This is a genomic window from Paenarthrobacter sp. CM16 (assembly GCF_013179505.1).
GTDB lineage: Bacteria > Actinomycetota > Actinomycetes > Actinomycetales > Micrococcaceae > Arthrobacter.
Genome location: NZ_JABMCX010000331.1, coordinates 1 through 4672, shown reverse-complemented (window position 1 = coordinate 4672; position 4672 = coordinate 1). Strand labels below are relative to the sequence as shown.

Here is a 4672-nt window from a genome sequence, read left to right as displayed (position 1 = left end):
CCAGTCGCCGAACTCGCCCCACACCAGGTAGCCCAGCCTGTCCGCGTGGTAGAGGAAGCGCTCCTCGAAGACTTTCTGGTGCAGCCGGGCGCCGTTGAACCCTGCGGCCATGGACAGCTCGATGTCCTTGATCAAGGCAGCGTCGTCCGGAGAGGTCATGAGTGACTCGGGCCAGTAGCCCTGATCCAGGATCAGTCGCTGGAAGACGGCCTTGCCGTTGATGCGGACAACCTTGCCGTCCAAGGCGATCGACCGGACCGCCGCGTAGCTGCTGACCTGGTCAACAACGTTGCCGGACTCATCGTGGATGCTGACGCTGAGGTCATAGAGGAAAGGGTCTTCGATGGACCAGGGGCGCAGGGATTCTTCGGGGATGGCCAGGCGAAGTGATGGCGTGAGGTCCAGGTCCGCTTTTGCCTTGGCCTCAACACGTACATCGCCTTTGTCGCTGAGGACGGCCGTAACGGTATGTCCGCTTCGATTCCGGCTGACGGGCACCTCCAAGGTGATGCTGGAATCTGCAAGGTTGGGGGTCATCCGGAGGCGTTTGATGTGGACCTCGGGGACCGCTTCCATCCATACCGTCTGCCAGATCCCGGTGGTCCGGGTGTACTGGCAGTGGGTGTTGTTGTACCACGTGGCCTGCTTGCCGCGGGCCTGCATTTCGTGCCGTGAATCCCTGGCCCGCACCACAATTACTGCTTCCGTGCCGGGCTCGGCCACTCCTCCGAGGTCCGCGGTGAAGGGCGTAAAGCCGCCGCGGTGCCGGGCAACTTCAACCCCGTTCACCCAGACAGTGGCGTCGTGGTCCACCGCACCAAAGTGCAGCAGGACGTTCTGCCCGGCCCATTCCTGCGGGATGGTCACTGTCCGCCGGTACCAGACGGCTTCCATGAAATCGACGTGTTCGATCCCCGAAAGGGCGGATTCCGGTGCGAACGGAACCAGGATCTCGCTGTTGAGTTCGCGGGTGGTGAGGCCGCGCTCCAAGCCGGAGTCACCGGCGTCGATCTCGAATTCCCAGGTGCCGTTGAGGTTCAGCCACTTGTCGCGAACCAGCTGCGGGCGTGGGTGCTCGGGTTTGGGCATGGTGGAGGTCACATTTTGGCTCACACTCAAAAACCTAACGTGAGATGGGGTTGAGTACCACCAGCCACCGCGCGAGGATGAGTAGCGTGACCCGATTCCGTTTAGCCATCCTTGATGATTACCAGCAGGTCTCCGGCGATTACGCCCCGTGGGATTCACTGCTCGACGACGGCGTGAAGGTGAGCGTCTTCAGCGCACCTTTCCTTTCGGAAGAGCAAGCCGTGGCCGCTTTGGCGCCGTTCGACATCATTGTGGCGATGCGCGAGCGAACCCGATTTCCACAGGACGTCCTGGAAGCGCTGCCCAACCTGAAGCTGTTGGTGACCACTGGCATGGCCAACGCCGCTATTGATCTTGAAGCAGCATCGGAGCGGGGCATCGTGGTGTGCGGTACGGGTGGCTCTCCGGCGGCGGCCCCCGAGCTGACGTGGGCGTTGCTGCTCGCGTTCGCCCGAAACCTGACTGTGGAGGAGAACTCCCTGCGGGCCGGCGACTGGCAGACCGGCGTCGGGTTTGAACTTGAAGGCAAGACGCTCGGAATCGTCGGGCTGGGCAAGATCGGCAAGCGGATGGCGGGTTACGCCAAGGCATTCGGCATGGACGTCCTCGCCTGGAGCCAGAACCTCACGGCTGAGACTGCCGAAGCTGCCGGTGCCCGGAAGGTCAGCAAAGAGGAGTTGTTCCGGGAGTCTGACGTGGTGACGCTGCACCTCCGGCTGTCCGAGCGGTCCGAGGGAATTGTGGGCGCCAAGGAATTGCGCCTCCTCGGCCCGGAAGGTGTGCTGGTCAATACAGCTCGCGGGCCTTTGGTGGACGAGGCGGCCCTGATCCAGGCGCTTGAGGAGGGGTGGATCCGCGGTGCTGCCTTGGATGTGTTCGACGACGAGCCATTGCCGGCCGGGCACGCGCTGCTTCATTCCTCGCGGACTGTCCTCTCACCGCACATCGGCTATGTGACGCACGAGAGTTACCGGCAGTTCTACGGCGGGGCGTTCGAGGACGTGAAGGCGTGGCTCGATGACGCTCCTATGCGGGTGATCAACGGGTAGTGCCAACGCCCACGTTACGCTGTGGGCAAGCGCTTTCCGAGCAAAGCTGGCAAGATGGACCCATGCGTATCCTCATCGCCCCGGACAAGTTCAAGGGATCACTGACCGCCGCCGAAGCCGCGTCAGCCATGGCCGAAGGCGCCCTCCGCGTTTACCCGGATGCCGTGACCACGCAGTTCCCGGTGGCCGACGGCGGCGAAGGCACCCTGGATGCCGCCATCGCCGCCGGTTATGAGGAACGGAACAACGCCGTTGTTGGCCCGATCCTCAAACCGGTCGGAGCCTCTTGGGCCATCCGCAAAGATGCTTTTGGCGGGGCAAGCGCCGTGATCGAAACTGCCATGGCTTCCGGGCTGGCCCACATGGAGCCTACTCCTGAGAACTCGTTGCGAGCCCACAGCTACGGTTGCGGCCAGCTCATCGCTGCCGCCCTCGACGCCGGCGCCACCGAGATCGTCCTCGGCTTGGGCGGCTCTGCAATGTCCGACGGCGGCAGTGGCGCCTTGCGTGCGTTGGGACTCAAACCCCTGGATGCGGCCGGTAATGTGGTGCCGCTCGGCGGAGGTTCCTTGACCGACGTCGTTGCCTTGGATGCCTCCGGACTGGATCCGCGGCTGTCCGCCGTGAAGTTCCGGATCGCCGTCGACGTCCGGAATCCGTTGTTAGGGCCGGAAGGTGCGGCACACGTTTTTGGTCCCCAGAAGGGTGCGGACGAGGACGCTGTCGAAAAGCTCGACGCCGGTCTTCGCAACTGGGCATCGCTCCTTCGGGAAACCACTGGCCGCGATGTGAACGTTCCGGGAGCTGGAGCGGCGGGTGGGTTCCCGGCGTCGTTCCTTGCCTTTACTGACTCCGCGCTGGAAGGCGGCTTTGCGCTGGTGGCGGGACTGACGGGTTTGGCCAAGCACCTCGGCGAGGCTGACCTGGTCATCACCGGCGAGGGGTCCATGGACGAGCAATCGCTCACCGGCAAGGCACCGATCGCCCTGGCCGATGCTGCCAGTGTGCACGGGATCCCGGTAATCGCCGTTGCCGGGCGCATCACTGTCACGCCTGAAGACCTGGCCAAGCACGGCATTGTTGCCGCTGCCCAGCTTTTGGATGTCGCGCAGCGCAAGGACGGCGTCCCGGATGTGGCTGACGCGGTCGCCAACGCGGCGAAGTACCTCGCGTGGGCTACGAGCCAGGTGCTTGAGGGCGCGTAGTTACTGCCGGTAGCCCTCTACTTCGCTGACGGGTCGCGGCTCGGCTTCATCGGGGTTCTCCCCGGCGTCCTTCTTGGCGCGACGTTGGCGCAGCAGGTCCCAGCATTGATCCAGCTGGGCTTCAAGCTGGGCTAATCGCGCCCGGTTGTCGTCGCCGTCGTGTTCTGATCCTGCGGAGTCGCGAAGGCGGTGTTCCTCTTCGACAAGTGACTGGATGCGTTCCAAAAGATCCTGGTTGTCCATCTCTTCTCCTTGCGTTTGTGGGCGGTTATCTCGAAAGTAGTCCTGTGGCTGCGGTGCGTCTACCGGTGACCGGCGGCATACTTGGGACATGGAATTCACAACCACGATTGTGGGCGACGGAAACAAGGCGGGCATCGAAGTTCCTCCGGAGGTGGTTGATGCCTTGGGTGCGGGGAAGCGACCCCCGGTGGTGGTGACCATCAACGGGAAGAGTTACCGCAGCAGCATCGCCGTGATGGGCGGCAAGTACATGGTGGGCGTCAGCTCGGCGAACCGTGAACTGACAGGAGCGGCAGCGGGGGACACTGTGGGCGTTGGCCTCGAAGTGGACACTGAACCCCGGGTAGTGGAGGTTCCTGAAGACCTGGCTGCTGCGCTGGATGCCGAGCCCGAGGCGAAAACTTTCTACGGAACGCTCAATTACAGCGCCCAGCGGCGCTACGTGGAACCGGGCGGGGATGCAAAGACGCCGGAGACACGCGCGCGACGCATCGCGAAGGTGGTCTCTGACTTGAAGGCCGGCAAGAAGTAGCATCCTAGGCAGGGCCGTTCGCCTTGGCGATGGCAACGGCTTCCTCGATGCCCCTTGTCCAAGGTTCACCATGCCCCGGGAGCACCAGGCTTGCGCGGGTCTGTGCCAACTGCTTGAGCGATGCGAGGTTGAGTGCGCTGTCGGCAGTGGCCGCGCCGGCGACGATCCTGGGTCCGGTTCTCTGCGTATACGGATCCATGGTGACAAGCGCGTCACCGCTGAAGAGGATTCCGCGTTCCCGAAGGAAGAGTCCGCAGTGGCCGCTGGTGTGGCCGGGGGAGAAGACTATTTCCGGGCTGCCGGGGACGGGCAGTGCGCCTGTGCCCGGAAAATGCTGGAGCTCGTGGACGCCCTTGACGTTGAGCGCGCCGGCCTTGGTCATGCTGGCCATCACCGGCAAGCCCTTGGGGTGGGTCAGGGCGAAGACGAACCGGGAGCGTTCGTGCCGGTAGCGGTACGGATGTTCAGCGATGTAAGAGTCTTCGCGATGTACCCACACGGGAATGCCCAGCTCTTGGTGGAGGCGTTTGGCCAAACCCAGGTGATCGAAGTGG

Annotated in this window: 6 protein-coding genes; 3 read left to right on the top strand and 3 right to left on the bottom strand. The window is 63.7% G+C overall.

The window, feature by feature from the left end; genetic code table 11:
• The coding region (locus tag HP499_RS20950; protein WP_375154266.1) for a glycoside hydrolase family 2 protein at positions 1-1101 on the bottom strand (1101 nt) is incomplete at its 3' end.
• Between the two features lie 65 nt (positions 1102-1166).
• Between HP499_RS20950 and HP499_RS20945 the strand changes: the two genes are divergently transcribed.
• Entirely contained in the window at positions 1167-2138 is a 972-nt protein-coding gene (locus HP499_RS20945) for a D-2-hydroxyacid dehydrogenase family protein (RefSeq protein WP_172326053.1), read from the top strand.
• A 62-nt stretch (positions 2139-2200) separates the two neighbouring features.
• Positions 2201-3343: a glycerate kinase gene (locus HP499_RS20940; RefSeq protein WP_172326052.1), complete on the top strand. Its 1143-nt coding sequence runs from the start codon at positions 2201-2203 to the stop codon at positions 3341-3343.
• On the opposite strand, the gene HP499_RS20935 is transcribed toward HP499_RS20940, so the two are convergent.
• Positions 3344-3586 carry a DUF2630 family protein gene (locus HP499_RS20935; RefSeq protein WP_172326051.1) on the bottom strand — a complete coding sequence of 81 codons (243 nt, stop codon included), beginning with the start codon at positions 3584-3586 and terminating at the stop codon, positions 3344-3346. It lies immediately after the preceding gene.
• Between the two features lie 88 nt (positions 3587-3674).
• Here HP499_RS20935 and HP499_RS20930 point away from each other — a divergent pair, with 88 nt between their 5' ends.
• Positions 3675-4118: a YdeI/OmpD-associated family protein gene (locus HP499_RS20930; protein ID WP_172326050.1), complete on the top strand. Its 444-nt coding sequence runs from the start codon at positions 3675-3677 to the stop codon at positions 4116-4118.
• 4 nt (positions 4119-4122) lie between these two features.
• On the opposite strand, the gene HP499_RS20925 is transcribed toward HP499_RS20930, so the two are convergent.
• Positions 4123-4672, bottom strand: a 550-nt coding sequence (locus HP499_RS20925; protein WP_172326049.1) for an MBL fold metallo-hydrolase, incomplete at its 5' end; no start/stop codon positions are given.

Bases quoted from the DNA above. Each gene is read 5' to 3' on its own strand.
- HP499_RS20945 (WP_172326053.1), top strand. From the start codon at position 1,167: ATGAGTAGCGTGACCCGATTCCGTTTAGCCATCCTTGATGATTACCAG.
- HP499_RS20940 (WP_172326052.1), top strand. From the start codon at position 2,201: ATGCGTATCCTCATCGCCCCGGACAAGTTCAAGGGATCACTGACCGCC.
- HP499_RS20935 (WP_172326051.1), bottom strand. From the start codon at position 3,586: ATGGACAACCAGGATCTTTTGGAACGCATCCAGTCACTTGTCGAAGAG.
- HP499_RS20930 (WP_172326050.1), top strand. From the start codon at position 3,675: ATGGAATTCACAACCACGATTGTGGGCGACGGAAACAAGGCGGGCATC.